Annotated in this window: 27 protein-coding genes; 15 read left to right on the forward strand and 12 right to left on the reverse strand. The window is 61.4% G+C overall.

The genetic code is table 11. The annotated features are described in order from the left end of the window. The first annotated feature begins 172 nt into the window (after positions 1–172). Complete coding sequence (locus B4F27_RS05720; protein WP_286759106.1) at positions 173–859, forward strand: DUF4167 domain-containing protein; 687 nt, start codon at positions 173–175, stop codon at positions 857–859. Between the two features lie 77 nt (positions 860–936). Here B4F27_RS05720 and rsmA read toward each other — a convergent pair whose 3' ends face one another. The 6 genes from rsmA to lptF are packed head-to-tail and all read right to left on the reverse strand — an operon-like array spanning position 937 to position 8,366. Continuing rightward, on the reverse strand, positions 937–1,779 hold the full coding sequence (rsmA, locus tag B4F27_RS05725) for a 16S rRNA (adenine(1518)-N(6)/adenine(1519)-N(6))-dimethyltransferase RsmA (protein WP_009824612.1): 843 nt from the start codon (positions 1,777–1,779) through the stop codon (positions 937–939). Between the two features lie 40 nt (positions 1,780–1,819). Then, complete coding sequence (pdxA, locus tag B4F27_RS05730; RefSeq protein ID WP_286759107.1) at positions 1,820–2,806, reverse strand: 4-hydroxythreonine-4-phosphate dehydrogenase PdxA; 987 nt, start codon at positions 2,804–2,806, stop codon at positions 1,820–1,822. Further along, entirely contained in the window at positions 2,803–4,020 is a 1,218-nt protein-coding gene (locus B4F27_RS05735; RefSeq protein ID WP_005853540.1) for a peptidylprolyl isomerase, read from the reverse strand. Before B4F27_RS05735 ends, pdxA begins: the two co-directional genes overlap by 4 nt. A gap of 5 nt (positions 4,021–4,025) precedes the next feature. After that, positions 4,026–6,140, reverse strand: a complete 2,115-nt coding sequence (locus tag B4F27_RS05740) for an LPS-assembly protein LptD (RefSeq protein WP_286759108.1) — start codon at positions 6,138–6,140, stop codon at positions 4,026–4,028. A 1-nt stretch (position 6,141) separates the two neighbouring features. Then, entirely contained in the window at positions 6,142–7,239 is a 1,098-nt protein-coding gene (gene lptG / locus B4F27_RS05745) for an LPS export ABC transporter permease LptG (RefSeq protein WP_286759109.1), read from the reverse strand. Next, positions 7,236–8,366, reverse strand: coding sequence for an LPS export ABC transporter permease LptF (gene lptF / locus B4F27_RS05750; RefSeq protein WP_286759110.1), 1,131 nt, complete (start codon positions 8,364–8,366; stop codon positions 7,236–7,238). The genes lptG and lptF overlap by 4 nt, the downstream gene beginning before the upstream one ends. Before the next feature lie 139 nt (positions 8,367–8,505). Here lptF and B4F27_RS05755 point away from each other — a divergent pair, with 139 nt between their 5' ends. Together B4F27_RS05755 and B4F27_RS05760 are read left to right on the forward strand one after the other, a co-directional pair. Beyond that, on the forward strand, positions 8,506–9,978 hold the full coding sequence (locus B4F27_RS05755) for a leucyl aminopeptidase (protein ID WP_286759111.1): 1,473 nt from the start codon (positions 8,506–8,508) through the stop codon (positions 9,976–9,978). Between the two features lie 5 nt (positions 9,979–9,983). Beyond that, the gene (locus B4F27_RS05760) at positions 9,984–10,442 is read left to right on the forward strand and encodes a DNA polymerase III subunit chi (protein WP_009824619.1); all 459 of its coding nucleotides are present in this window, start codon (positions 9,984–9,986) and stop codon (positions 10,440–10,442) included. Positions 10,443–10,459: 17 nt separating this feature from the next. Here the strand turns inward: B4F27_RS05760 and B4F27_RS05765 are convergent, their stop codons facing one another. From B4F27_RS05765 to B4F27_RS05775, 3 genes are read right to left on the reverse strand one after another with little or no spacing between them, the layout of a single operon-like run. After that, the gene (locus tag B4F27_RS05765; protein WP_286759112.1) at positions 10,460–11,044 is read right to left on the reverse strand and encodes a retropepsin-like aspartic protease family protein; all 585 of its coding nucleotides are present in this window, start codon (positions 11,042–11,044) and stop codon (positions 10,460–10,462) included. A gap of 51 nt (positions 11,045–11,095) precedes the next feature. Next, a complete protein-coding gene (locus B4F27_RS05770; RefSeq protein WP_237279953.1) occupies positions 11,096–11,731 on the reverse strand; it encodes a MarC family protein in 636 nt (211 codons plus the stop codon). 53 nt (positions 11,732–11,784) lie between these two features. Then, positions 11,785–13,647 carry an ABC-F family ATP-binding cassette domain-containing protein gene (locus B4F27_RS05775; RefSeq protein WP_037945024.1) on the reverse strand — a complete coding sequence of 621 codons (1,863 nt, stop codon included), beginning with the start codon at positions 13,645–13,647 and terminating at the stop codon, positions 11,785–11,787. Between the two features lie 104 nt (positions 13,648–13,751). Between B4F27_RS05775 and ndk the strand changes: the two genes are divergently transcribed. Next, positions 13,752–14,174 (forward strand): nucleoside-diphosphate kinase, encoded by a 423-nt coding sequence (gene ndk, locus B4F27_RS05780; protein ID WP_005853549.1) that lies wholly within the window; start codon positions 13,752–13,754, stop codon positions 14,172–14,174. 91 nt (positions 14,175–14,265) lie between these two features. On the opposite strand, the gene B4F27_RS05785 is transcribed toward ndk, so the two are convergent. Together B4F27_RS05785 and B4F27_RS05790 are read right to left on the reverse strand one after the other, a co-directional pair. Further along, on the reverse strand, positions 14,266–14,682 hold the full coding sequence (locus tag B4F27_RS05785; protein ID WP_286759113.1) for a DUF4112 domain-containing protein: 417 nt from the start codon (positions 14,680–14,682) through the stop codon (positions 14,266–14,268). A 93-nt stretch (positions 14,683–14,775) separates the two neighbouring features. After that, complete coding sequence (locus B4F27_RS05790; RefSeq protein WP_005853551.1) at positions 14,776–15,102, reverse strand: TfoX/Sxy family protein; 327 nt, start codon at positions 15,100–15,102, stop codon at positions 14,776–14,778. Positions 15,103–15,479: 377 nt separating this feature from the next. Here B4F27_RS05790 and B4F27_RS05795 point away from each other — a divergent pair, with 377 nt between their 5' ends. The 5 genes from B4F27_RS05795 to B4F27_RS05815 all read left to right on the forward strand — a co-directional run bounded on the left by B4F27_RS05795 (position 15,480) and on the right by B4F27_RS05815 (position 18,486). After that, positions 15,480–15,647: an RSP_7527 family protein gene (locus tag B4F27_RS05795; RefSeq protein WP_235183784.1), complete on the forward strand. Its 168-nt coding sequence runs from the start codon at positions 15,480–15,482 to the stop codon at positions 15,645–15,647. Between the two features lie 83 nt (positions 15,648–15,730). After that, positions 15,731–15,952, forward strand: coding sequence for a DUF1127 domain-containing protein (locus tag B4F27_RS05800; RefSeq protein WP_286759114.1), 222 nt, complete (start codon positions 15,731–15,733; stop codon positions 15,950–15,952). Positions 15,953–16,273: 321 nt separating this feature from the next. Beyond that, the gene (locus B4F27_RS05805) at positions 16,274–17,026 is read left to right on the forward strand and encodes an amino acid ABC transporter substrate-binding protein (protein ID WP_005853554.1); all 753 of its coding nucleotides are present in this window, start codon (positions 16,274–16,276) and stop codon (positions 17,024–17,026) included. A 6-nt stretch (positions 17,027–17,032) separates the two neighbouring features. After that, positions 17,033–17,707, forward strand: a complete 675-nt coding sequence (locus tag B4F27_RS05810; protein WP_005853555.1) for an amino acid ABC transporter permease — start codon at positions 17,033–17,035, stop codon at positions 17,705–17,707. Beyond that, the gene (locus tag B4F27_RS05815) at positions 17,704–18,486 is read left to right on the forward strand and encodes an amino acid ABC transporter ATP-binding protein (RefSeq protein WP_286759115.1); all 783 of its coding nucleotides are present in this window, start codon (positions 17,704–17,706) and stop codon (positions 18,484–18,486) included. Before B4F27_RS05810 ends, B4F27_RS05815 begins: the two co-directional genes overlap by 4 nt. 3 nt (positions 18,487–18,489) lie before the next feature. On the opposite strand, the gene B4F27_RS05820 is transcribed toward B4F27_RS05815, so the two are convergent. Then, on the reverse strand, positions 18,490–19,257 hold the full coding sequence (locus B4F27_RS05820; RefSeq protein WP_286759116.1) for a DeoR/GlpR family DNA-binding transcription regulator: 768 nt from the start codon (positions 19,255–19,257) through the stop codon (positions 18,490–18,492). A 169-nt stretch (positions 19,258–19,426) separates the two neighbouring features. Between B4F27_RS05820 and B4F27_RS05825 the strand changes: the two genes are divergently transcribed. The 6 genes from B4F27_RS05825 to B4F27_RS05850 are packed head-to-tail and all read left to right on the forward strand — an operon-like array spanning position 19,427 to position 25,203. Further along, a complete protein-coding gene (locus B4F27_RS05825) occupies positions 19,427–20,395 on the forward strand; it encodes an ABC transporter substrate-binding protein (protein WP_286759117.1) in 969 nt (322 codons plus the stop codon). Then, positions 20,395–22,098, forward strand: a complete 1,704-nt coding sequence (locus tag B4F27_RS05830; protein ID WP_286759118.1) for an ABC transporter permease — start codon at positions 20,395–20,397, stop codon at positions 22,096–22,098. Before B4F27_RS05825 ends, B4F27_RS05830 begins: the two co-directional genes overlap by 1 nt. Beyond that, positions 22,086–23,129, forward strand: coding sequence for an ABC transporter ATP-binding protein (locus tag B4F27_RS05835; protein WP_286759119.1), 1,044 nt, complete (start codon positions 22,086–22,088; stop codon positions 23,127–23,129). The genes B4F27_RS05830 and B4F27_RS05835 overlap by 13 nt, the downstream gene beginning before the upstream one ends. Positions 23,130–23,180: 51 nt before the next feature. Continuing rightward, positions 23,181–24,197: an MBL fold metallo-hydrolase gene (locus tag B4F27_RS05840; protein ID WP_286759120.1), complete on the forward strand. Its 1,017-nt coding sequence runs from the start codon at positions 23,181–23,183 to the stop codon at positions 24,195–24,197. After that, positions 24,194–24,742 (forward strand): histidine phosphatase family protein, encoded by a 549-nt coding sequence (locus B4F27_RS05845; RefSeq protein WP_414717685.1) that lies wholly within the window; start codon positions 24,194–24,196, stop codon positions 24,740–24,742. The genes B4F27_RS05840 and B4F27_RS05845 overlap by 4 nt, the downstream gene beginning before the upstream one ends. Next, a complete protein-coding gene (locus B4F27_RS05850; RefSeq protein WP_286759122.1) occupies positions 24,739–25,203 on the forward strand; it encodes an HAD family acid phosphatase in 465 nt (154 codons plus the stop codon). The genes B4F27_RS05845 and B4F27_RS05850 overlap by 4 nt, the downstream gene beginning before the upstream one ends. Positions 25,204–25,266 lie beyond the last annotated feature (63 nt).

Consider the following 25,266-nt stretch of genomic DNA (forward strand, 5'->3'; position numbering starts at 1 on the left):
ACTTGCTCCAAATCATTTGCCGTGCTTATTCAAGGATGTTGCAGCGGTGGATGCCTTTTGGGCGGTCCCGCGCGGCGTTAAGCCCAACAGAGCGTAAAGCTAGCTTTTCAGGGACGCGACTGCGTCCGGCAGCTTATTCCGAAGCCCAGCATAACAAGGCTGAACTGATTACATGAAATCTTCCAGATCACGGTCCCGGTCCAAGAATAATCGCAACCGTCAGCCGCAAGGTGGCAACGTCGTTAACCGCGTTTTCGACAGTTCTGGCCCCGAAGGCAAGGTCCGCGGCACGCCGCAGCAGATTATCGAGAAATACAACCAGTTGGCGCGTGACGCCCAGCTGAGCAACGACCGCGTGGCGGCAGAGAACTTCCAGCAGCACGCCGAACATTACCTGCGGATGCTGTCCGAAGCACAACGCGAGATTGACCAGCGTCGCGATCAGCAAGAACGCGAGAACCGCGAACGTCAGGCAGAGCGGGACCGCGAGCGGGTAGAGCGTCAGGAACGCGAAGCCGCTCAAGCCGGTCAGAACACTGCGGATCAACCTGCCACGGAAGCAGATACGGGCGACAAATCCGATGCGCCCCAGCAGGACAACGCCAAGGGCGATGCCCCCAAGCGCCGCCGCAGCCGCAGCAACAATAACCAGAATGACAACGCCCCCAAGTCGGACAGCGCGCCCAAGTCGGATGGCGATGACGCGCAAGACGGCAGTGCGGCAGAGGACAATCTGGTGGACACGCCCGAGAACAAGCCCAAGCCCCGACGCGCGCCGCGCCGCAAACCTGCCCCCAAGGCAGAGACGAACGAACCGGCCAAGGACAGCAGTGGCGACCAGCCCGAAGCGGCTGAATAAACGCTTTGACATCGTAACAAAGGCCCCGCGATTGCGGGGCCTTTTGCGTTTCGGACGGTGTGTGTGTTGTGGTGACCTTAGCCCTTGGCGATTTCGCGGGCCAGCGCGCAGAATCCTTCCAGCGGCACCTGTTCGGCGCGCTCCGTCGGTTTCAATCCGGCCGCACGCAAACGATCCTCGATATCCGGTGCGGTTCCTTTGAGGGCAGAGCGTAGCATTTTGCGCCGCTGATTAAAGGCGGCCGCCACCACGCGGTTCAACACATCAGGGTCCGCAGGAAAGCGGGGTTCGGGCAGGGCCGTCAGATGCACTACGGCTGAGGAGACTTTGGGCGGCGGGGTAAACGCCTCGGGTGGCAGGTTCAGCACGATACGCGCATCGGCCCGCCACTGTGCAAGCAGCGCCAGACGGCCATAGGCCTTGGAGCCGGGCTTGGCCACGATCCGCTCGGCCACCTCGCGCTGAAACATCAACGTCAGACTTTGCCAGAACGGTGGCCATTCCTGCGGGGTTAGCCAACGCACCAACAGCTCTGTCCCGACGTTATAGGGCAGGTTCGCCGCGATACGGATCGGTGGGGTCAGATGGGCCAGCGGGTCGATTTCAAGGGCGTCGCCTTCGATCACCGTCAGACGGTCGGGATAGGCCTCGGCGATCTCGGCCAAAGCAGGCAGGCAGCGCTTGTCTTTCTCGATCGCCAGCACGCGGCGCGCGCCTTCGGACAGCAACCCGCGCGTCAACCCCCCGGGGCCCGGCCCGATTTCAAGCACATCACATTCGGTCATATCGCCCGCTTGTCGCGCGATCTTGGCGGTGAGGTTCAGGTCGAGCAGAAAATTCTGGCCCAGCGATTTGCGCGCCTTCAGGTCATGGGTATTGATCACCTCGCGCAGGGGCGGCAGGTTGTCGATTGTGCTCATTCTTGGACCTGTGAAGCAGAAGGGTTCCGGGGGCGCGGGGTCATGATTGCGCCATGCGATAGGCCATGCGCAGCGCCTCGACCATGCTGGTGGGGTTGGCGATGCCCTGACCCGCGATGTCAAAGGCGGTGCCGTGATCGGGCGAGGTGCGGATGAACGGCAGACCGAGGGTCACATTGACGCCGCGGTCGAAATCCAGCGTCTTGATCGGGATCAGCGCCTGATCGTGATACATGGCAATCGCCGCGTCATAGCGCGACCGTGCGGCGGCGTGGAACATCGTATCGGCAGGGTGCGGGCCGCTCAGGTCATAGCCTTCGCCCTGCATCCGGGTGACCAGCGCCGTCATCCAATCTGCTTCCTGACGACCCATCGTACCGCCTTCGCCCGCATGGGGGTTCAGACCTGCGATGGCTATTCTAGGTGCCTTGATCCCGAATTGAGAGCGAAGCCCCGCCGCTGTAATCTCTATCACGCGGCGCAGATGGGCGGGGGTCAGCACATTGGGGACCTGATCCAGCGCGATATGGATTGTGGCCGGCACCACCCGCAGTTGGTCAGAGGCAAGCATCATCACCACATCGCTTCCGCCCGCCAGCGCGGCAAGGTATTCGGTGTGGCCCGGATAGGCGAAACCGGCCCCGTCCTTCAGCGCCTTTTTGTGAATGGGCGCGGTGGTCAGCGCAGATGCGGCGCCGCTGCGCACCAGGTCAACACCGCGTGCGATCACGTCGATCACTCCTCGGGCATTGGCGGGGTCAGGCTTGCCCGCGACGGCACCGGCGGCAAAGTCGTGGCGCAGCACAGGCAAGGCGTCGCTGCCCGCGGCAAGCGCGTCCGACGGGCTGTCGATAATGCAATGGGGAATGTCTTGGGGCAGGTGGCGCGGGTCACCGATCCAGGCGAGCGGCACTTCGCCCGCGAGCATCGCCCAGGCCCGTGCGGCGACCTCTGGCCCGATGCCAGAGGGTTCGCCGCAAGAGATCACAACCGGCTTGTCGGCCAAGCCCGTCTTGGCTTGGGTCATTTGCGAACGATGCGCGCGTCGGCCCGCAATTGCTCCAGCAGCTGTTCGGCATAGCCGGTCAGCCGTTCCTGGCGCAGCGCATTGGTCACATCCTCGCGCGAGGCGGAGGCATTGGCGGCGGCAGTACGCCCACACATCATCAACAGCATCAGCGTCTGGCCATTGGCGCGGGTCAGCGTGGTCGAAACCTCGCCTGTGTCGAGCTTGGAGAGTTCAATCGCCACGTCCTGCGGGATGTCCGAGGGGGCTTTTTTCACACGCTCCAACACTTCCGCCGGCTGGCCCTTGGCGATGCCGTAAAGGTCATCGCAGGTATCGATGCGGCCACGGATCTGCGCCGCCTGTGCCAGCGCGGGTTCTGTGCGGCCACCGGGGATATAGTAGGCTGCATATTCAATCTCGGAATAGGTCGGCGCGGCGACGCTGGTTTCCTCGATGTCGCGCAGCTGGAACAGCGCCACGGCGTTGGGGATCGGCAACGGGTCGGTAACTTCGCCCGGGGCGAGGTTCAGGATCAGCGGCTGCAGGCTTGGCGGCAGGTCCGTCAGGTTCTGCCACGGCAGCCGCCCGCCACGCCCGCGCGATGCGGTCGCGGAATAGCGGCTGGCGTAGTTCGAAAACTCTGCCGTTGATTTGGATTGCGAGATTTGTTCGGCCAGCGCGTTCACCCGTGCGGCTTGCTGAGGCGGAGCGGGAATGATGATCTCGGACACGAGAACGCGCACACCGCTGCCTTGTGTTTCGCCCAAAGCGCGGTTGATTTCAGCGTCGGTGATCTGCACGCGGCTGGCATAGCGGGCACGCACCAGTTCACGCCACCCGACCGAGTTTACAACAAAATCGCGAAACGTTTCGCGCGAGACGCCGGATTGACCAAGCGCCTGGGTAAATTCTTCGGTGCTCAGATCCGCGCGCGAGGCAAATTCGGCAAGGCTGTCTTCGATACCCTGCGGCGTCAGTTCGATGCCCGCTTCGGCCACGGCTTCGTTGCGCAGGCGTTCGTCGATCAGCGAGGTCAGCGCCCCTTCGCGGGTCGCCCCCGGTGCGTTCAACACCTCGAGAAAGCGCTGGCGCTGCTGGACTTCGAATTCGGTTACAACGGATTCATTCACCTTGGCGACGGGCGCAAAGAGGTTCTGCGCCGAAACGGGGGCGGCGGTCATCAGACCCAGCCCAAGGACGGCGATGCTTCGTGTCAGACGGTTCAGGTTCATCTTACTTATTTCCCACATGATCGCTCATATCTTTCTGTTCCGTTGGAGGCCGAGAAACCCCGCAGGCCGATGTTAAACCCGATATCGGTAGAGGGCTCAACACTTGTTGAGGAGGTATAGCGGCGGCGCACCGAAAGGTCGACGCTCACACATTCATTATTGTAGGTCAGGCCAAGCCCCGCCGTCGCCGCTGTACTGTTTTGCACGTCATAGCGCACGTCGGCGCTGGCGGACCATTGCTTGTTGATGTCGTAGCTGCCGTCAAGCGACACCTCGGAAATCGCTTCGGTCCGGTCTTCGGCAGTATCCGCCTCAAGCCAGACATAGGTGCCTTCGACGGTGGTTTTGCCAAAGCTCCACCCGCCGCGCAGTTCCGCCTTGGAGATGTCGAAATCGGAGTCGACCAAGGTCCGCGCGGTCAGCGAAAGGCCGGCGTTATTCTTGATCTGCCCCGCCAGCAGCACATCAGAGCGCACGCCCGACAGGCCGGACGTATCGGTGAAGGCAGGGTCGCTGATGCTGCGGAACACCTGACCGACCGCGACATAGGTGTCCCAGCCATTGGGGTCAAAGCGCGACCAGTTCACCGCCACCGCTGCCGTTGTGCCGCGTTCGCGCCGGTCGGGGCGCGGAAAGCGCGAGAGTGACAGGATGTTGCCCTGATCGAATTCCACGCGGGTGCTTTCCTCGTTCGGAATGTCGAGCCGGCTGCCATCGGTCCACCCCAGTTGCACCACGGGCGTCAGCACCTGCGATGCACCACCAGCCTCGCGGCGTGCCATCGGGTAGCTTAGTCCGACCGCTGCGAAGGGCGCGATGTCGCTGTGGTTCTGCGCAAAGGTATCGTCTTGGGTGATGTCAAAGAAATTGAACGTCGTGCCGACCTGCGCATCGGTGACCAAGCCGGAGCGGTGGGTGAAGCGACGCAGATATTTCAGCGACCCGTTGATCCGCGATACATCGCGGCCAATCACATCAACATCGGAAGATCGCCAATGGCTATGCGCCTCCAGCCCGAACCGCAGTTCGCCCCCCCATGCCTTGGGGAAAAAACGCCGTTCGAATTCGCCGTCGATCACGACTGTGGGCAGGGTGCTGTTCAACTCTCCGGGACGCAGGGTTTCAAAGTTGTAAAGGCTGGTACGCACAAAGCTGTCACGTCGCGCGCGTGAAAGTGTGAGGTCACTGCGCAAACGGTCTTCGTCCGAATAGCCGTATTCGGTAAAGTAAGAGCTGTCGCTGACGGCCTCGATCGTGAAGCTCAGCTTGTAGCCGCGCTCAAGCTCAAAGCTGCCTTCACCGAACAGATAGCCGCGGGTTTCATCTGGCAGCTGGTCATCGCGGGTGTAGGCCCCGTTAAACTCGATATCACCATTGGTGAACGCCTGCCGATAGCGGAATTCAAGCGTGCGGGTCGAGGACGACAGATAGGGCGTCAGGGTCAGGTCGCGGCTTTCGCCCAAGGTGATGAAATAAGGCAGCTTCAGCCCCGTGCCCAACAGCGACGTGGTGCGAATGGATGGGGCCAAAAACCCGTCCGCGCGGTCCAACGTCGGGTCGGGCAGCCGCAAACGGGGCAGGTAGAACACCGGCACCGACCGGATGTGAAAGGTCGCATCATCGAAATACAGTTGCTGCGCCTCGGTATCATGCACCACGCGGCGCGCGCGGATCTGCCAGAGGGGCAGCTCGCCGTCATTGCAGGTTTTGCATGAGGTCACGGCGGTCTTGTACAGCTGGCTATAGCGCCCCTCGACACGGTCGATCTGGACGGCGGCCATCTGCACCTGCTGGTTCAGCACCATACGTGCGCCGCGCAGCAGACCGTTCTGCAACCCCTGATCCAGCTCTGCCGCATCCGCGAGAATGACGGTGCCATCACCATCGTTCAGCACAATCGGGCCTTCGATCACCAAGGCACCGGTTTCGTCATTATAGCGGATCGCAGAGGCACGGATGCGGGTCGTGCCTTGAAACGCCTCTACGTTACCTTGGGCGACCAGTTCCCGATCACGGGTGATGAACAGGTCATCGGCCACCAGAACGGCGGGGCGTTCGCTGTCTTGCGCGGCAGCCGGCAGACCAAGGGCGACAAGAAGGGTCAGGAGCAAACGGCGCATGTCAGCCATCCTCTGAATGAAGTAGAAGACCAAGCGCCAGAAGAATGGACGCGACAGGCGGAGCCCAAGCCGCAAGAAGAACCGGAATTTGCCCGTTCTCCCCCAGAATTTGCGCAAAACTGCGAATAAAATACAAGCCGAACCCCATCAGAACAGAGGCCAGCACCGCGACGCCCGTGCCTCCGAACCTCGTATGGCGCATGGTAAACGCGCTCGCAACCAGAACCATCGCAACCAGAAAGAACGGGCGCGCCAGTTCGGTCTGCAGCCAGACCTTGTGGCGACGCGGGCTGAAGCCTGCCAGTTCAAGCTGCTTGATGTAATCGGGCAGATCATAGATCGAGACGGCACCGGGATCGGTGATGCTGTCGCGGATACGGTCGAGCGTCAGGGTCGAGGGCAGGGTGAGCGTGTCAAATGTCTCTGCCGCGCCTTCGGCGTTCACCCCCACTTCGAGCGGCCATGACTTCGCATCGGTTAGCGTCCAGATGCCATCTTCCAGCGCGGCGCTGTCCGCTTCGATCCGCCGTGCGGGACCGCCCTCGGGGGCGTAGCTGAGGAATGTGACATCATAAAGCACCGAGGCGTCCTTGTTTGACCGCCATGCGCGGATCACGGTCTGCCCCTCGTCGCTGCCTTGGCGCAGCCACAGCCCTTCGTCGCTGACCGACAGGACAGAGGTCCCGCCCGCGCGAATGCTATCGCTGAGCTGGATGTAACGTTTGGCGGTCGCCGCAACGATGGGGTTCAACATGCCCACAGCCATCACGCCAATGATGAACGCCACCCAGATCGGGGCCTGCAACGCGCTGAGCGCTGACCGACCGGCGGCACGGGTCACCACCAGTTCTGACGAGCGTGCCAGCGACAAAAACAACACCACGGTCGCAAGGATCATGATCAGCGGCAGGATCAGGTTCATGGTTTCGGGCGTGTTTAACAACGTCATCCCGAAGAGCCGCAGCCAGCCGATATCGTAGTTGCTGAACCGGCGCGCCTGATCGACCATATCCACCAACACGAGCAGCGAGAACAGCACAGCGGAAATGAGGATAAACCCCATAATAAAGCGGCGCGCGAAATAGAGATGCAGGATCATGCGACGCCCCTTTGCTTGCCCATCCGTTTGGTCCAGCCCGGATGGGCCGTTTGCCAGATCATCCCGATCACAATCATAGCGCCAATCAGGCTGGGCAGGAACAGCAGCGGCCACCGGCTGGCGTCGTCGCGCACCGTTTCGACCAAAGTGCCGCGCAACCCGTCAATCGCGATGAGCAGACCAAAGGCGATCACGATCTCGCGCCAGACTCCGAAGCGTGAAAACCCTCCGAGCACCAGTGTCGCATAGCCGATCATCGCGGCGATCATACAAAACGCCGCCGAGGCAAAGCGCGCCGTCAGCTCTTCTGCGATCTCGCCCGCGCTGGATTTGGTGATCGTCTCAAGCTGATCCCACTGGGCAAACATCTCTGCCGTGGTCATGGCGTCGATGGATTGGGTGCGGGGTTTGTCGCTGCTGACTAATGCCGAGATATCGAACGAAAAATCGCGGAACTTGGCGGTCGACAGGCGCTTGCCGGCCATCTCGAGCCGTTGCGCCATGCCATCGACCATGATCAGCGTCGTACCATCGCCATTGCGGATCAGATAGGCTTCGGACGCGGTATAGATCACGCCCTCGTCGGGGTTGCGCCGGTCCGACAGGAACACATCACGCAACACCCCGTCGGCGTCGATCACGCGGGTATAGAACGTGACCTTAGAGGTCGGATGCAGGAATGTGCCTTCGGTCAGCAGCCGTGCGGTGACATTCTGCGAAATCTCGGCCTCGCGTTCAGACAGCTGGCCATTGGAAAGGGGCAAAAGCAGATGGGTCAGCACCGACATCATGATCGCGACGCAAAGGCCATAGACGAACACCGGCCGCGCCAGACGCCAAGGGCTGGTGCCCGTCGCCTGCAGCACCGTCAGCTCGGATTCGCTGGTCATCCGGTTGATCACATAGACCGACCCCGCAAAGGTCGCGATCGGCAGGACGGTGGTGATCAGCTTGGGCAGCCCCAGCACGGTAAATTCAAGAAACACCAGCGCCGTCTGGCCGTCGCCAATCAGCCGGTCAAACAGCACAACGGCGCGGTTGATCCAGAAAATCGCCACCAGGATCAACGCGAAGAAACTGAACAAAATCAGGAACTGGGACAACATATAGCGGTCGAACTTGGCCAATCTGCATCCCTTGGGTATCAACACGGGTGAACTTTCGCCCGACGATAAAGTAAATTTCCGCCCACGAAAACTGCTATCTGGCCTTAACGGCGCACGCAGGATACGTCTAAGCGAAATTCAGACAAAAGGGGTTCACCTGATGACCGCATTGACGCCGATGACATTTACCGAAACCGATATTGACCAGATCGCGGGTCACACGGGCCGTGTGGCTGTGACTGTGGGCGCGGATGGCAAGCTCAACCCCTCCGCGCGGCGCATCAACAAGCTGACCAAAGGCGCGCTGGAACGTCTGGTGGCCAGCGACAGCTTCACGAAATTGTCAGCGGGCGATGCGGTCAGCCTCGGTTTTCCCACCGGCATGGCGGCCGAGGCCGTGGATGTGGTGCAATTGGCAAATAACGCCGATCAGGAAGCCCTGCGCGCAGCCGGTGCGGCGCTTGCGAAACGGCGCGGCGATGCGGATCTGCTGGTGTTGACGGGCGGCTTGCGCAAAGCGGCCGAGCTTTGCTTTGGACTGGCCATGCGCGACTACACGTTCGAGGATCGCAAAAGCAACGGCAAGCCACGCAAGGGGCAGGTCGTGATCATGAATTCCAAACCCGAAGAGGTCGAAGCCGCTGCCGCGCCCCTGCTGGCCATCGCCGACGGTGCCTTTATGACCCGCGACCTGACGAATGAGCCCGCGAATATCCTGACCACCACCGAATTCGCCGACCGTCTGGCCGAAATGGAGTCAATCGGCCTTGAGGTCGAAGTGCTGGACGAATCCAAGCTGGAAGAGCTGGGGATGCGCACCTTGCTTAGCGTCGGGCAGGGGTCGGCCAGCCCGTCCTACGTCGTGGTGATGAAATGGAACGGCGGCGAGAAAGACGCGGCCCCGCTGGCGTTGGTCGGCAAGGGCGTTGTGTTCGACACCGGCGGCATCAGCCTGAAACCGGGCGCGGGCATGGAAGACATGACAATGGACATGGGCGGCGCAGGCGTTGTCTCGGGCGTGATGCGCAGCCTTGCCCTGCGTAAGGCCAAGGCCAATGTCGTCGGGCTGGTCGGTATCGTAGAGAACATGCCATCCAGCACGGCAACCCGCCCCGGTGACGTGATCAAGACGATGAAGGGCGACACGGTCGAGGTGATCAATACCGACGCCGAAGGCCGTTTGGTGCTTTGTGATGTGCTTTGGTACGCGCAAGAACGGTTCAACCCCGCGGGCGTGATCGATTTGGCCACGCTGACCGGCGCGATTATCATCGGCTTGGGTCATGACAATGCGGGGGTTTTCTCGAACGACGATACGCTGTGCAACGCCTTCCTCAAGGCTGCGCAAACCGAGGGTGAAGGCGCGTGGCGGATGCCCTTGGGCGCGGGGTATGACAAGCTGTTGAAAAGCCGCATCGCCGACATGAAAAACATCGGCGGGCGGCCTGCCGGGTCGATCACGGCGGCGCAATTCCTGCAACGGTTCATCAAGGACGGCACGCCTTGGATTCACCTTGATATCGCCGGTGTGGCCTCCGTCAAATCCGAGACAGCGCTGGCGCCCGTCGGGGCCACGGGCTGGGGCGTTGCCGCGTTGAACCGATTGATTTCAAACCTCTACGAGACAGAGTAAACCTGATGGGTGCCGCGTATTTCTACCATCTGACCCAGCGACCGCTGGTCGAAACGCTGACCATGCTTTTGGGCAAGGCCCAAGGCGCGGGCTGGCGTGTGGCGGTACGCGGCACCGATCAATCCTTGCTGGAACAGCTTGACGTCGCCCTGTGGCGCGGGCCCGAGGATGGCTTTCTGCCCCATGGTCTGGCCGGTGGCCCCCATGATGCCGAACAGCCGGTTTTGCTGACCACGGACACCCACGCGCCGAATAACGCAAGCTGCGTGTTCTCGATCCATGGTGCGGCTGTGTCGGCACAGGAAGTCGCAGCGCTGGATCGGGTGTGCATCCTGTTCGACGGGCTGGACGACCACGCCTTGAATGTCGCGCGGGACCAGTGGAAATCGCTGAAAGCCGCAGGAGCCTCTGCGCAATACTGGTCCGAGGAATCGGGTCGTTGGGAGAAAAAGGCAGAGACCTAAAGGCGTTACGCCACGCTCTACCGGGTGAGGATCAACTCTCCGTTGGTGATCTCGATCCGGCCCCAGCGTTGCAGATAGCCCATCCCCAGCAAGGATTGCCGCATTTCGCCTTCGTTCACGACCGCGGGCACATCGGTATCGCGCACCCCGCCCAGTTCAACCTCGTCCAGCCGCACATAGGCGGTGCGCACTTCACCGTTGGCGGTGCTGGCACGGCCCAGATAGTTCAGGCGATCGGGCGAAAGCCCTGCGGCTTCGGCATCGGCGCGGGTCAGCACCATATCCGTCGCGCCGGTATCCACAACAAAGCGGAGCGGCGTGCCGTTGATCGTCGCCGTCAGATAATAATGCCCGTCGCGGGCGCGTGGCAGGGTGACGCTGCCGGTGCTGGCCTCATAGGCTTGGCGCGGAATGTCGCCTTGCCGGTTGATGTCCTCCCACAGGCCGTAGCCCGCGGCGACACCGGTAAAGATCATGGCCCAGACCGCGACCTGTTGCAGCGTCTTGTTCCAGCCCTGACGGCTTTGTATAAAGAACCAGCCCGCGACCATCGCCATGAGCACGATCAGATAGATCAAACGTCCTGTTTCAATGTCCGGCATCGTATATCCTTTGGCAATTCTCCAAAGATATGGGGGCAGGGCGCGGAAAAGTCAGCCCGGACCCGGCCCGAAACCAAAGGCGCTGAGCCCGTCGAGCACGAATTGCACCGACAGCGCGGCAAGCAGCATCCCCAAAAGCCGCGTAATCACGTTGATCCCGACCTTGCCCAAAGCGTTTTCAAGGTAACCGCTGGCCTGCATCGTGATGCCCATGATGATCAGGACGGCGAAAGTGATCGCGACGACGGTCACCAGCCCTTCAAGGCCCGGTTTCTCGCCTGTCAGCAGGATCACCGACGCGATAGAGCCGGGGCCCGCGATCAAGGGAATGGCAAGCGGAAATACCGATGGGTCGTCGTGATCGTCATCCGCCTCGGCGTGGCCCTCGCGGCGTTTCGTGCGGCGGTCGAACAACATATCAAGCGCGGTCAGAAACAGCAGCACGCCCCCCGCGACACGAAAGGCGGGCATGGAGATGCCGATAAAGCCAAGCACGGCTTCGCCAAAGGCGGCAAAGACCAGCAGCAGCAGCCCCGCGATGATGACCGACCGCCACGCAATCAACCGGCGCTGGCGCGGAGTCATACCGGGGGTCAGAGCCAGAAACATCGGGCCAATCGCAAAGGGGTCAATGATCACGATCATCGTCGCGAACGCGGTGATCATGAATGCCAGATCAAGTGCCATCATAAAACGTCACCGGGGCCAGCCCCGTCCTTATCCCTTGCGCCGCGCTGGCATTACGCCGACGCGGTTTCCAGTTTTTCCAACGCGCCCATCCAGATCGCTTCGGCCCGTTCAAGCGCGGCCATGACTTCGGCGTATTTCTTGTTCCAGACCTCAAGTTCGCCGACTTTGTCCTTTTCGTAAAGGGCAGGGTCCGCGAGCTTTTTCGCAAGCTTGTCGCGCATGTCGTTGATCTTGGTCACCCGCGCCTCGGCCGTGCGCACTTCGGCGCGCAGGGCAAGGATATCTTCGCGGTTGGCGCGTTTGGGTTTTGGCGCTTCCTTGACCGGTTTGGGGTTCTTGCTGACGGGCTTTTCCACGGTCAACAGCATCTTGCGATAGGCTTCAAGGTCATCCTCATAGGGTTTGACCGTGCCGTTCGACACCAGCCACAGACGGTCCGCGACCATCGACAAAAGGTGCATATCGTGGCTGACAAGGATCACAGCACCCGAATAGCGCGTTAGCGCCTCGACCAGCGCTTCGCGCGATTCGATATCAAGGTGGTTGGTCGGCTCATCGAGGATCAGCAGATGCGGTGCGTCCAATGTGGCAAGCAGCAGCGACAGACGCGCCTTTTGCCCACCCGACAAACGCCCCACTTCGGTATCGGCCTGATCCGGCCCCAGACCGAACCCCGCCAGCTGTGCGCGCAACTTGGATTGCATCACACCGGGGCGCGCGCTGATCATATGCTGCAGCGGCGTTTCATGGACGATCAATTCATCCACCTGATGCTGTGCAAAGAACCCGATGCGCAGCTTGCTGGAGTTGATCGCCTTGCCCTCGAACAACACCAAACGGTTGGAGAGCAGCTTGGACAGGGTGGATTTACCCTGACCGTTTTTGCCCAACAGCGCGATGCGGTCGTCTTGGTCGATCCGCAGGTTCAGGCGCGACAGGACGGGCTGGCCCTCGGTATAGCCGGTCGATCCGCCTTCGATGCTGATAATAGGCGGCGAAAGCTCATCGGGTTGCGGGAAGGTAAAGACCTTGCGCGCGGCTTCCTCCGGCGGCGTGATTGTCACCATCTTCTCGATGGCCTTCATCCGCGACTGCGCCTGTTTCGCCTTGGACGCCTTGGCCTTAAAGCGGTCCACAAAGGCCTGCATATGCGCCTTATGCGCTTGCTGCTTTTTCGCCTGCGCGGTCAGCTGCGCGCGCTTTTCGGCCCGCATTTTCGCGAATTGGTCGTAATTACCCTGATAATACGTGAGCTTACGGTCTTCGAGGTGCAAGATACCACCGACGGCACGGTTCAACAGACCACGGTCGTGGCTGATGATGATCACCGTATGCGGGTATTTCGACAGGTAGTTTTCCAGCCACAACGCGCCTTCAAGATCAAGGTAGTTGGTCGGTTCGTCCAACAGCAGCAAATCCGGCTGCGCGAACAGAACGCCCGCCAGCGCCACGCGCATCCGCCACCCGCCCGAATAGGCCGAACAGGGCTGCTGCTGATCATGGTCGTCAAAGCCGAGCCCCTTGAGGATCGCGGCGGCACGGCCTTCGGCGGACCAGGCGTCGATATCGGCAAGGCGGGTCTGCACCTCGGCGATGCGCGCGGGATCATCCGTTGTCTCTGCCTCGTGCATCAGGGCGGCGCGTTCGACATCGGCGGCCAGCACCGTATCGATCAGCGACACGTCAGAGGACGGGACCTCTTGGGCGATGCCCCCGATCTTGGCGCGCGAGGGCAGGCTGATGTCGCCCGCGTCCAGCGACAGCTCTCCGCGAATGATTTTGAACAGCGTGGTTTTACCCGCACCGTTTTGCCCGACCAGACCCACTTTGTGGCCTTCGGGGATGACCGCGCTGGCTTCCTCGAACAAGGGACGGCCTTCGACGGAATAGTTGATTTCTGAAATGCTTAACATGGACGCGGTGTGAACCATGTCTGGCCCCGCGTCAATCGCGGCTTTTCACGGGGCATGACCCATGCTAGGGAGCGGCCAAATCAACCCCACCTAGGAGAGCTATCATGGCCCTTGAGCGCACATTCTCGATCATCAAACCAGACGCAACACGCCGCAACCTGACCGGCAAAATCAACGCCAAATTCGAAGAAGCCGGCCTGCGCATCGTCGCACAAAAGCGTATTCACATGACAAAGGCACAAGCCGGCGTTTTCTATGCCGTACACGCCGAGCGTCCTTTCTATGACGAACTGTGCGAATTCATGGCGTCCGAGCCTGTTGTTGTTCAGGTTCTCGAAGGCGAAGGTGCCATCGCGAAAAACCGCGAAGTGATGGGCGCAACCAACCCAGCAGACGCAGCCGAAGGCACGATCCGCGCAGAATTCGCCGAATCCGTTGGCGAAAACTCCGTTCACGGGTCCGACGCACCTGAAACAGCCGCAGTCGAAATCGCGTATTTCTTCTCCGGTCTGGAACTGGTTGGCTAAGCCTTTACAGGTTTGGACAGATGAAAAGGGTCGCAGGCAACTGCGGCCCTTTTTTCATGCAACGGGGATCACATATCGGCGGCCGATCTGTTCAGCCTTTAAGGGTCGGATGGTGTGATGACAGTTCACCGTCCACAGGGCTCACGGTTTTCATCAGCGCCGTTTGTTCAAGATGACGGTGCAACAGATCGACGTTGCGGATGTTTGCCTTCCAGCCCACGTCAAAGATGTCACCGATCAGGGGGATCGCACCGATCGCAAGGTCGATGCCCACATTCGCCCCCATACGCGCAAGGACCGAGCGGCTTGCGCCCATGCGATGCGCTTCCTTCAAGATATAGCCCGCCGGTGCCAAAGCCAGAACGTCACCAACACCGGGTATCAGGCCAAGGATGCTGTCCCAGCCCAGCCGAACGCCCAGCACAGGCACGCGCAGGGCGCTGTCCATCGTACGGGCAAGGCCACGCAGCCGGTCAAGGTCGTGTTGAACATCGGGGGTATGTGGCATGGGGCAGGGTATCCTGTTGGGGCTACGTTAGCGACCCAACGCTTATGGGCGCAGTGCCGTTCCGCTGCCGCCTTCGGGTTTCGCAGGGACGCGTTACGCCTCGCGCACACCGATCAGGTTCATCATGCGTTCGAATTCAGAGCGTCCGGTATCATGGGCACGGGCCTTGATCGCGTCGAACTTGACCCGCAGGGCTTTCTTTTCTTCCCCCTTGCAGTCGTTCCACGGGCGCCCCTGAAGCCCCATCACCAGAACATAGTACCCGATGAAGTGGGGGCGCTGACCATTTTGCAGCAATCTCTCATAGGCTGCATCGGCACCAAGATCGCGCAGCTCTTGCGCAGAGTGGATGCCAGCACGGGCGCAGCTTTCCTCGAACGCGGGGCCAAGATTGCGGATGGAAGAAACAGGGTCAGTCATACCGGGCTGTTTATACCGCAGCTTGCCGCCTGTCACTTTCAGATGCTGGCATAATCCGTAAATATCACCGGCTGGGGTTTTTCCGGCGCGGGTTTGGGTGGGGCGGATTGTTGCTGCTGCGGCGATTGCTTGGTCATGGGTCTTCTCCGGCTTGTGTTGGTCTCTCCGTTTCAGGGGCTACCAACGTTCGGGCGGCCCTTTCGTTCACGGTGAAGTCGAAAACTGCCGGTTTAAGGGCCGGATATGGGCGGTTTTGGGGCGAAACTGTGCCATTTAAGCCATGCGTTTTCCGCATATCCACTATGGTTTGCACCTTTGCTGCACCGCGCACATATGACGGTCACGGGCATTGAAGCCCTGAAATGGAAAGCTGGAAAATGAAAACCGAAGCTACATACAAAACCGCCACTCCGGTCGAAGTCGACCGTCTTCTTGCCGAAGCCAACGCGCTGCGCAGTGCCTATATCTCTGCCGCTGTTGCCAAAGCATCGCGCAAGTTTACCGGCCTGTTCCGCACCGCACCCCGCGGCACGGCAGCAGCCTAAACCGCCAGCGCTTCGCTGACGGAACATACCAAACCGAATGCGGTGGATAGGCCGCCGCATAGACGTGAAAGAGAGAATAAGAAATGAGCTATTATACATCCACATATACCGCCGCACCTGTTGCGGGTCTGATGCCCAAGCTGCGCCAGTCGCTTGATGCATTCCGTGCCTACAGCGCTGACCAACGCGCCAAACGCCAGACCTTCCGCGAGCTGTCGGCGATGAATGACCGGGATCTGGCAGATATCGGTGTTGCACGTGGCGAGATCCGCCATATTGCCTCGCAAGCGGTTGCCCTGCGCTAACCACGACGCCAAAAGCCACAAGAGTTTCCCCGCCGCAAAGTCCTCCCACTTTGCGGCGGTTTTATTTTGTCCGATCAGATGCTTATGCGGTGAAATCCGGCGCTGGTGATTCCCCCAATCAGGTACTGCATCGCTTGATATCTTCCCCCAAAACCCCTTCCGCCGCTGCGGCCCCCGAAACAGCGTTTCGCGATCAAAGTCCTTGCCAGAATTTTATTCCTGACCAAGGATGAATGACACCACCGCGGACTTGCTTGACGCTGCGCCATTGAAGCGCGGCTGCGTCATGTTACCTCCCCCTTAGACGTAACGGAGAATATCATGATCAAACACGCCACACTTACCGCAATCGCCCTTGCTACCGGCGTCAGTGCTGCTCAGGCAGAGACGCTGAATGTCGGCATGTCGGGCGGGTACTTTCCCTTTACCTTCGTAAAGCTTGACGAGCTTCAAGGGTTCGAGGTCGATTTCATCAATGCCGTCGCCAAGGAAACCGGCGACGAAGTTAACTTTGTCACCATGTCCTTTTCCGGCCTGATCGGCGCGCTGGAATCTGGCCGCATCGACACGATCGCCAACCAGATCACCATCACCCCCGAACGCGAGGCGAAATTCGCCTTTTCGCAGCCCTATGTCTTTGACGGGGCGCAAGTCGTGGTGAAAGAGGGCAACGAAGACACCATCGGCAGTGTCGAGGATCTGAGCGGGAAGACCGTTGCGGTCAACCTCGGCTCCAACTTCGAGGAACTGCTGAACGAGCTGCCGAACGCGGGCGAGATCGACATTCGCACCTATGAAAGCAACATTGCGCAAGACACGGCCCTTGGTCGCGTGGATGCCTTTGTGATGGACCGCGTTTCCTCGGCCCAGCTGATCGCGGAAAGCCCGCTGCCGCTGGCGCTTGCAGGCAAACCCTTCAGCGAAATCCGCAACGCACTGCCCTTCCGTAACGATGACGAAGGTCAGGCCCTGCGTGACCGCTTCGACGCCGCGATTACCAAGCTGAAAGAAGACGGCACCCTGACCGAGATTTCGGAAAAATGGTTCGGCTCTGACATCACAACAGCCGAGTAACACAAGATGCGGGGACTGGATTTCGAATATATGTGGGGCTTGCTGCCTGTGTTGCTGGGCTATGTCCCGCTGACGCTGTTCATGGCGTTTGTGGGCATGGTCTGCGCATTGGTACTGGCTTCTGTGCTCGCGGTTGAACGGGTGTTTCGGGTTCCGGTCCTCGACGTTTTTGTGCGGCTGTTCATCAGCTTCTTTCGCGGCACGCCGTTGTTGGTGCAGTTGTTCCTGTTCTACTACGGCCTGCCGCAAGTCCTGAGTTTTCTGGGCAAGATCGACGGCGTCACCGCGACCATCATGGGGCTGACGCTGCATTTCTCGGCCTATATGGCGGAAAGCATCCGCGCCGCCATTCTGGGTGTGGATCGCAGCCAATGGGAGGCCGCGCAGGCCGTTGGCATGACCCAAGGCCAGATGATGCGCCAGATTATTCTGCCACAGGCCTCGCGGGTCGCGGCACCGACTTTGGTGAACTACTTTATCGATATGATCAAAGGCACCTCGCTGGCCTTTACCCTCGGGGTGACCGAACTGATGGGGGCGACCCAGAAAGAGGCAGCGGGCAGCTTCCTCTACTTCGAAGCCTTTCTCGTCGTCGCCGCGATCTATTGGGTCATGGTCGAGACATTGGCCTTCGCACAGCGTCACCTAGAGGTCTATCTGAACAAGGCACATGCGCGATGACCAATACACAAAGCATTCCAGAGACGGGCAGGGCGACGGATGACGGGATCACCATATCCGGCCTGACCAAATCCTTTGGCAGCACCGCCGTACTGAAAGATATCTCGCTTGATATTGCCCAAGGCGAACGGGTGGTGATCATCGGGCCGTCGGGCACGGGGAAGTCCACTTTGCTGCGCTGCCTGAACTTTCTTGATGCGCCTGACGCGGGCATCATCCGCATTGGCGATATGTCTGTCGATGCAGCTACGGCGAAACGCGCCGATATTTTGGCGCTGCGGCGGCGCACGTCCTTCGTGTTCCAGAACTACGCGCTGTTTGCCAACAAGACCGCGCGCGAGAATATCACTCAGGCGCTGATTACAGTTCAGGGTTATAGCAAGGCCGAGGCTAACGCCCGTGCCGATGCGACACTGCGCGAAACCGGTCTGTTCGAGAAAGCCGACAGCTACCCCGCAGCACTGTCGGGCGGCCAGCAGCAACGGGTGGGCATCGGCCGCGCGATGGCGCTGGATGCGGATCTGATGCTGTTTGACGAACCGACCTCGGCGCTGGACCCCGAATGGGTGGGAGAGGTGCTCGACCTCATGCGGCGCGTGGCCGAGAAACGACAGACCATGCTGATCGTGACCCACGAGATCCAGTTCGCGCGCGAGATTGCGGATCGGATCGTCTTTATGGACGAGGGGCGGATTGTCGAACAGGGCCCACCGGCAGAACTGCTTGATGCGCCCAAAGACCCGCGCACCCAATCCTTTCTACGGCGTGTCACGGGGTAGGGATCAGACCTTGATCACCGTGCACCCATGGGCGGCGGCGCGGGACAGCAGATCGGGCGACAGCGCGGCCCCTGTGACAAGGTAATCATAAGCCCAGATCTCCGCGTGCTGGCAGGCAAGGTCCAACTCCGCCTTGCCCTGATCGGCCACCAGGATCGTCGTCTTGGCGCAGCCCGCAATCGCCTTGCGCGCCAGCACCTCGTCCGAGTTATAGTCCATCACCGCGCCCGACCCCGACAGCCCGCCACAGCTGAACACCGCGTAATCCATGCGGTAACCCGCGAAAAACGCCAGCGCTGCAGCGCCGATCAGATCCAGATCGCGCATCCGTACATTGCCGCCCGCCAGCTCCACCATCACGCCCGCGGCATTCTGCAGGGCGCACACCGCGTGGATGCTATTGGTCGCGACGAATAGGTCTTTGTGCGACGACAGAAACCGCGCGCAATGCTCAACCGTCGTCCCCGTCCCAAGCGCCACCCGTGCGCCATCGGGGATCAGGGTCTTAACCGCCAAGGCGATGCGCTGCTTTTCCTGTCGCGCGATGGTTTCACGGGGCAGGTAGCCGATATTCTCGCTTTGCTGGCGCAGCTGCACTTTACCCTTCCGCCGTTGCACCAGTGCCGCATCATCAAGCTCGCGCAGGTCGGCGCGGATGGTCTGCACCGAAACGTCCAGACGCTGCGATAGTTCGGCAGCGGACAAAGCGTCGTTCTGCGACAGCAGCGCAATGATCCTGTCGCGCCGGTCGGTCAGAGTAGGTCGCGCCATCTATTTTCCTTCGAAAACAACTCAAGGTTAGCCGGACTCTAGAGCGACCCCGTCCACGGCGCAATATAATTAAATCTGTTACGCAAATGTCATAAATCTGTAGCGTAAGATGGGAATAAGGCGAGCGTGAAATGCTTTCGTACGAAAGCTACCTTTTTAGGAGAGCCCCATGAAAACCATCCTCACCACCACCGCTTTTGCCCTGATGGCCAGCACGGCCCTTGCAGATACAATCACACTTTACACCTCGCAGCCCAATGCAGATGCACAGCAGACTGTGGACGCCTTCAAAGCCGCCAACCCCGACACCGATGTCGAATGGGTCCGCGACGGCACGACCAAACTGATGGCCCGTCTGCGCGCCGAGATCGAGGCAGGCAACCCGCAGCCCGACGTGCTGCTGATCGCCGACACCGTGACGCTGGAGGGCATGGCTCAAGACGGTCTGCTGACCGCCTACCAATCCCCCGAGGCTGCCAATTATGACAGCGCGCTGTATTCTGCCGACGGCTTCTATCACTCGACCAAGCTGATCACGACAGGCATCGTCTATAACACCGGCGTCGAGACGGCTCCGACCTCGTGGAACGACCTGAGCGATGCGGCGCTGAAAGGGCAGGTGGCCATGCCATCTCCGCTGTATTCCGGTGCGGCGCTGATCCATCTGGCAACCCTGACCGGCGATGACAGCCTTGGCTGGGGCTATTACGAACAATTGGCGGAAAACGACGCCCGCGCCCAAGGCGGCAACGGCGGCACGTTCAAGGCCGTGGCCTCGGGCGAGAAACCTTATGGCATGGTCGTCGACTTCCTCGCGATCCGCAACAAGGCCGAAGGGTCGCCTATCGAATTCGTCTTCCCGACCGAAGGCGTATCCTATGTGACCGAGCCTGTGGCGATCATGTCGACCGCCAAGAACGTCGAAGGCGCACAGAAGTTCGTCGATTTCCTGCTAAGCGCGGAAGGACAGGATGTGGTGCTTGAGATGGGCTATATCCCCGCGCGCGATGGCATGGGCGTGCCCGCCGGCTTCCCTGCGCGCGAAGACATCAAACTGATGGATTTCGATCCCGCGACCGCGTTGAAAGACGCCGAAGCCAACAAGGCCAAATTCACAGAGCTGTTTGGCGCCGAGTAATGGGCGTTCTGACAAAAAACGGGGGCAGCCGGTCCGAGGGGTGGCTGCTCTCTACCATTTTGATTGTGGCGATCAGCCTGACTCTTGCGCCGGTGCTGCGCCTGTTTGTCGAAGGGGTGACGGATCAGGGCGCGGTTGGCCTGTCGCTTGCGGGCGAGGTGCTGCGCCAGCCATCGACGCTAAGCGCGCTGAAACATTCGCTGGTGACCGCAGGGTTTGGCACCCTGGTCTCGGTGGTTCTGGGGGCTGCCTTTGCGTTTCTGGTAGCGCTGACCGATCTGCGCGCCAAGGCGGCGCTGGTCTTCTGCCTGATGATCCCGATGATGATCCCGCCCCAGATCACCGCGCTGTCGTGGACCCAGATTATGGGGCCGTCGTCTGTGTTGCTCAAGACCTTGGGGATGGCCCCGCCACTGGGCTCACCGCAGCCGCTTTATTCGGCGCAAGGTATCATTCTGTTGCTGGGCATCCAGCATATGTCGATTATTTTCCTGACCCTGCGTGCAGGTCTGCGCGCCATCCCGCAAGAGGTGGTAGAGGCGGCGCGCATCAGTGGCGCGCGGGGGCTGCGCACGTGGTGGCAGGTGGTCATGCCCCTGACCCTGCCCAGTTTGGCGGCGGGAACGGCAATCACCTTTGTCACCGCCCTTGGCAACTTTGGCATTCCCGCGATGCTGGGTATTCCGGCGGGCTATGCGACCCTGCCGACACTGGTTTACCAAAAGCTGGCGGGCATGGGCACCAGCGTGCTGGCCGAGGTATCGATCCTCGCCATGCTGATCGGTGCGGTAGCTGTAACGGGCATCCTGACGCAACGGTTCTTCCAATCGCGCCAACGGGTCTATCTGGTGGGGGCCACGTCGCGCCCCTTGGCGATCCCGCTCGGGGCGGCGCGTCTGCCGGTCGAGGTGTTGCTATGGGCCGTGGTCTGCACGATCCTTGTGCTGCCCATGTTCGGCCTGCTGGCGACGTCGCTGGTGCCTGCCTATGGCGTGCCACTGCGACTTGACACCGTAACCCTTCAGGCGTGGACCGAGGTCCTGCTGCGCCAACCGGTCACGACGCGGGCCTTTGCGAACTCCTTTGGTCTGGCGATCGGCGCGGCGGTTGTGCTCATGCTGCTCTGCCTGCCGCTGGCGTGGCTGATGGAGCGGAACCCGACGCGGCTGTCGCGGCTGTTCGACAGCCTGCTGGATCTACCCTATGCCCTGCCCGGAGTGGTGCTGTCGATTGCGATGATCCTGCTGCTGATCAAGCTGCCGTTCACCGATGCGACGCTGTACGGCACGATCTGGATCATCTTCCTGGCCTATCTGGCGCGGTTCTTCGCGGTGATGTTCCGCCCCGTGCAAGCGAGCCTCAAGCAGTTGGATCCTGCCATGGGCGAAGCCGCGCAATCGGTGGGAGCATCGCTGTTCCAGCGGCTGCGCGATGTGATCGTGCCGCTCTCGGCACCGGCGGCGGCGGCAGGGGCGATCCTTGTGTTTCTCACCGCGTTTAACGAGCTCACGGTTTCCGCGCTGCTCTGGTCCTCGGGGACCGAGACGTTGGGCGTGGTCATTTTCAATCTGGACGACAGCGGCGAGACCGCGATGGCCAGCGCGCTGGCGATGACCATCGTACTGGTGGTTATGGCGCTGATGGTGCTGGTGCAGCTGATGTCCCGACGTTTCCCCAAAGGAGTAGTCCCATGGCAGACATAAGCCTGTCCGCGCTTGGCAAATCATTCGCCGGTGCCCCCGCGCTGCATGACATCACCACCACGTTCAGAGATGGCGAATTCGTCGCCCTGCTGGGGCCGTCGGGCTGCGGCAAGACCACGCTGCTGCGCCTGCTTGCGGGGTTCGAGATGCCGACGACGGGGCAGATTTCCATCGGCCCGCGCGAGGTCGCGCATGTGGCCGGCAACCGCATGGTCCCGCCCGAGGATCGCAACATCGGTTTCGTGTTCCAGTCCTACGCGCTTTGGCCCCATATGAACGTGCGGCGCAATGTGTCCTATCCGCTGGAGATCCGGCGTTTTTCCAAGGCCGAGATCACCGCGCAGACCGATCAGGCGTTACAGGCGACGGGGCTGACGGACTATGCCGACCGGATGCCCTCCAACCTGTCGGGCGGGCAGCGTCAGCGGGTCGCTTTGGCGCGCTGTCTGGTGTCGCACCCCGATGCGGTGCTGCTGGACGAACCGCTGGCCAACCTTGACGTGGCGCTGCGGGCGTCGATGCAAACGGTGTTCACCGATTTCCATAAGCGCACCGGCGCGACGATGGTCTATGTCACCCACGATCAATCAGAGGCGATGGCCATGGCAGACCGGATCGCCGTGATGGACAAGGGCCGCATCCAGCAGTTCGACACGCCCCAAACGCTGTATGAACGCCCCAGGAACCGCTTTGTCGCCGAATTCGTCGGGCGCGGCACGGTGGTGCCTATGCGAGGGGTCGAAAAGAGCGATAGCGCCTTGCACGGCCATGTCCTGGGGACGCGGATCGCGGTGCAAAGCGGGGATGACCTGCCAAGCCATGTCTGCCTGCGCCCCGAAAACCTGACCATCAGCGAAACCGGCGACCTGCGCGCCAAAGTGGCGCGGGTGACCTATCTGGGCGGCAAATACCTTCTGGAAACCGTCGCGGACTGCGGCACGCGTCTGCTGGCTGAAACACGGGCACGGTTTGATGTCGGCATGCAGCTTGGCCTGACGATCACCACCCCATGGGCATTCTCCGAGGATTAAATGCAAAGCGTAAGAGTACTTTCCGGCATCGGGGACAAAGGCCCCGCATGCATGCAATTGAACACGGGCAATCGGCGCTGGCTGCTGGACTGCGGCTTTGGCCCCGAGGCCCACGCCCATTTTGACCCGCGCTGGCTGAAGGGCGCGGATGCGGTCTTTATCACCCACGACCATATCGACCACATCGGCGGGGCGATCTATGCGGTAGAGGCGGGGCTGCCGATCTATGCCACCGCGCAAACCGCCAAGGCGCTGCCCCCTGCCGCCAAGGTCAACCTGCTGCCCGAACAGGGGGTATCCGTGATCGATGGCGTGCAGCTGACCACGGGGCGTAACGGGCACGCCATGGGCGGTGTCTGGATGCATTTCGCCTTGGGCGAGGGACTGTTCTACTCGGGCGATTGGTCCGAGGAATCCGACTGGTTCCCGCTGGATCTTCCGCCCCCCGCGGCAACGGCGATCCTGGACTGTTCCTACCAGCTTGACGATGTGCCCCAGACCGAAAGATTTGCAGCACTTGACGCCTTGCTAGACGGGCTTGAGGGGCAGGTGCTTTTGCCAGTGCCGCCATCGGGCAGGGCGGGCGAAATGGCCTTGCACCTGATCCGGCGCTATGGTCACGCCAGCGTCATGCTGGACCCTGAATGTCAGGCGGTCTTGGCGACGGGTCTGCGCAGCGGCACGCTTGGCGAGGATGCGGCCAAGATCGCCCCGCTGCTGGCGCGCGGCCCGCTGGACGAGGCGCGTTTTCTTGTCTGCGACACCCCCAATGCCGATGGCGGTGCCGCCTGGGGCTATGTGCGCGCCTGGCATGAAAGCGGCCGTTTGGGGCGCGACGCGCATGTGGTCTTTACCGGCCATATGACCGCCCATGCCCGCGGGATCTGCAGCGTGCCGGGGGGATATTTCCAACGCTGGAACGTACACCCGCCGCTGCGTGATCAGGTGCGTATGCTGGAACGGCTTGGCGCGAAACGCTTTGCGCCAGCCTTCTGCACCCAGCCCGAGGATTACCTGATCGAGGATCTAGGCGTCGAGGTTTTCATGCATGATCTGGTGCGCCTGTGAGGGTGGCCGCGCTTCCGCCCTCGGACTTTTGCCTGATCCGCCACGGCGAGACGACCGCCAATGCGCAAAGCATCATCGCAGGGGTGACCGATGTAGCGCTGACCGCCCATGGCCGCGATCAGGCGCGCGCGCTGGCCCGTCGTCGCTGGCCGCAGCCGGTCACGCTTTTCGCCAGCCCCGCCGCACGGGCGCGAGAAACCTGCAAGCTCGCCTTTCCGCAGCGCGGTTTTACCGTGATTTCCGCGTTGCGCGAACGCGACTGGGGGGCGTTCGAGGGGCAGCCGCTGTCGCAGCAACCCATACGCGAAGACACCCCCGAAGGCGGCGAAAGCTGGCCCGCCATGCTTGATCGTGTCGCAGGCGCGATCCACGCGGCCTGTGCCGCCACACCCGCTGGCCACCTTCCGGTGCTGGTCTGCCATTCCGGTATCATCCGCGCCGCGCGCGTGCTGTGGACACCCCATGACGCGGGCACACGCCCGCCAAACGCCATCCCGATCCTGTTTCAGCGGTCGGGCACACTTCTTGAGGAGAAAGAGCTATGACATCCGCCCCCCTGAAACCTTGCGTGGTATTCGACGTCGACGGCACTCTGGCCGAGTTCGACGCGGCAAAGCTGGGTCATCTGGTGCATGGCGTCGAGAAGCAATGGGATGCCTTCCACATGGCGATGGCCGACGCCCCGCTGATTGCCCCCATCGCCAAACTGATGCGCCGCCTGAAGCAAAGCGGCGAGACGATCGTCATCTGCTCGGGCCGCCCTGACGGTTGGGCGGAACACACGATCGCCTGGCTGCACAAACACGATCTGCCCTTCGACGGCGTTTACCTGCGCGCCAAGGATCAGGACGCCGCGAGCGATCCCGACGTCAAACGCCAAGCGCTGGCGCAAATGCAAGCGGACGGGCTGGCCCCCTGGCTGGTCATCGATGATCGCAGTTCGGTCGTTGACGCATGGCGGGCCGAGGGGCTTGCCTGTCTGCAATGCGCGCCGGGGGATTTTTAACGCGGACGGGTGCAGCATCTCGACCCTGATCGCAGATTTTGACAGCGCACCGCCCCACGGGGG

It is taken from the genome of Sulfitobacter sp. UBA1132 (assembly GCF_002311545.1).
Taxonomy (GTDB): Bacteria; Pseudomonadota; Alphaproteobacteria; order Rhodobacterales; family Rhodobacteraceae; genus Sulfitobacter; species Sulfitobacter pontiacus.

What these genes read in the sequence shown, in the direction of transcription:
- B4F27_RS05720 (WP_286759106.1), top strand. Translation starts at nt 173, where the DNA reads ATGAAATCTTCCAGATCACGGTCCCGGTCCAAGAATAATCGCAACCGT.
- rsmA (WP_009824612.1), bottom strand. Translation starts at nt 1,779, where the DNA reads ATGAGCACAATCGACAACCTGCCGCCCCTGCGCGAGGTGATCAATACC.
- pdxA (WP_286759107.1), bottom strand. Translation starts at nt 2,806, where the DNA reads ATGACCCAAGCCAAGACGGGCTTGGCCGACAAGCCGGTTGTGATCTCT.
- B4F27_RS05735 (WP_005853540.1), bottom strand. Translation starts at nt 4,020, where the DNA reads ATGAACCTGAACCGTCTGACACGAAGCATCGCCGTCCTTGGGCTGGGT.
- B4F27_RS05740 (WP_286759108.1), bottom strand. Translation starts at nt 6,140, where the DNA reads ATGCGCCGTTTGCTCCTGACCCTTCTTGTCGCCCTTGGTCTGCCGGCT.
- lptG (WP_286759109.1), bottom strand. Translation starts at nt 7,239, where the DNA reads ATGATCCTGCATCTCTATTTCGCGCGCCGCTTTATTATGGGGTTTATC.
- B4F27_RS05755 (WP_286759111.1), top strand. Translation starts at nt 8,506, where the DNA reads ATGACCGCATTGACGCCGATGACATTTACCGAAACCGATATTGACCAG.
- B4F27_RS05760 (WP_009824619.1), top strand. Translation starts at nt 9,984, where the DNA reads ATGGGTGCCGCGTATTTCTACCATCTGACCCAGCGACCGCTGGTCGAA.
- B4F27_RS05765 (WP_286759112.1), bottom strand. Translation starts at nt 11,044, where the DNA reads ATGCCGGACATTGAAACAGGACGTTTGATCTATCTGATCGTGCTCATG.
- B4F27_RS05770 (WP_237279953.1), bottom strand. Translation starts at nt 11,731, where the DNA reads ATGGCACTTGATCTGGCATTCATGATCACCGCGTTCGCGACGATGATC.
- B4F27_RS05775 (WP_037945024.1), bottom strand. Translation starts at nt 13,647, where the DNA reads ATGTTAAGCATTTCAGAAATCAACTATTCCGTCGAAGGCCGTCCCTTG.
- ndk (WP_005853549.1), top strand. Translation starts at nt 13,752, where the DNA reads ATGGCCCTTGAGCGCACATTCTCGATCATCAAACCAGACGCAACACGC.
- B4F27_RS05785 (WP_286759113.1), bottom strand. Translation starts at nt 14,682, where the DNA reads ATGCCACATACCCCCGATGTTCAACACGACCTTGACCGGCTGCGTGGC.
- B4F27_RS05790 (WP_005853551.1), bottom strand. Translation starts at nt 15,102, where the DNA reads ATGACTGACCCTGTTTCTTCCATCCGCAATCTTGGCCCCGCGTTCGAG.
- B4F27_RS05795 (WP_235183784.1), top strand. Translation starts at nt 15,480, where the DNA reads ATGAAAACCGAAGCTACATACAAAACCGCCACTCCGGTCGAAGTCGAC.
- B4F27_RS05800 (WP_286759114.1), top strand. Translation starts at nt 15,731, where the DNA reads ATGAGCTATTATACATCCACATATACCGCCGCACCTGTTGCGGGTCTG.
- B4F27_RS05805 (WP_005853554.1), top strand. Translation starts at nt 16,274, where the DNA reads ATGATCAAACACGCCACACTTACCGCAATCGCCCTTGCTACCGGCGTC.
- B4F27_RS05810 (WP_005853555.1), top strand. Translation starts at nt 17,033, where the DNA reads ATGCGGGGACTGGATTTCGAATATATGTGGGGCTTGCTGCCTGTGTTG.
- B4F27_RS05815 (WP_286759115.1), top strand. Translation starts at nt 17,704, where the DNA reads ATGACCAATACACAAAGCATTCCAGAGACGGGCAGGGCGACGGATGAC.
- B4F27_RS05820 (WP_286759116.1), bottom strand. Translation starts at nt 19,257, where the DNA reads ATGGCGCGACCTACTCTGACCGACCGGCGCGACAGGATCATTGCGCTG.
- B4F27_RS05825 (WP_286759117.1), top strand. Translation starts at nt 19,427, where the DNA reads ATGAAAACCATCCTCACCACCACCGCTTTTGCCCTGATGGCCAGCACG.
- B4F27_RS05830 (WP_286759118.1), top strand. Translation starts at nt 20,395, where the DNA reads ATGGGCGTTCTGACAAAAAACGGGGGCAGCCGGTCCGAGGGGTGGCTG.
- B4F27_RS05835 (WP_286759119.1), top strand. Translation starts at nt 22,086, where the DNA reads ATGGCAGACATAAGCCTGTCCGCGCTTGGCAAATCATTCGCCGGTGCC.
- B4F27_RS05840 (WP_286759120.1), top strand. Translation starts at nt 23,181, where the DNA reads ATGCAATTGAACACGGGCAATCGGCGCTGGCTGCTGGACTGCGGCTTT.
- B4F27_RS05850 (WP_286759122.1), top strand. Translation starts at nt 24,739, where the DNA reads ATGACATCCGCCCCCCTGAAACCTTGCGTGGTATTCGACGTCGACGGC.